The sequence below is a fragment of the Ochrobactrum sp. SFR4 genome (genome assembly GCF_019730395.1).
In the GTDB taxonomy this organism is placed as follows: Bacteria; Pseudomonadota; Alphaproteobacteria; order Rhizobiales; family Rhizobiaceae; genus Pseudochrobactrum.
In genome coordinates this window covers 1-239 of sequence record NZ_JAAPBB010001321.1, presented here as the reverse complement: position 1 = coordinate 239, position 239 = coordinate 1, and the positions used below count along the sequence as shown (strand labels likewise).

Sequence of the window (239 nt, the reverse complement as noted above, 5' to 3'; positions counted from 1 at the left end):
ATTGCCCGTTTCTTGCGGCAGAAAGGTCATGACCCTGAAACCATAAAAGATATTACTCAGGATACATTTTTACGCATTCACGGCACTGAAAAACGAAGTGAGATCAAGAATATACGCTCTTACTTATTTCGTATCGCCGATAATCTCGCCAAAGATTATTTTCGTGCGGCGAAAGCTAAAAATCGTTATTTCGGTTCCGCTGAAACCTTTGATGCGGCTGATGAAGCTCCGGATCAGGA

The 239-nt window shown here is 42.7% G+C and carries 1 protein-coding gene; it reads left to right on the top strand.

Translation table 11 applies throughout. The features are described from left to right. Window positions 1-239 (top strand): RNA polymerase sigma factor (locus HBA93_RS23305; protein WP_286202169.1); only part of this gene is annotated, 239 nt, incomplete at both ends.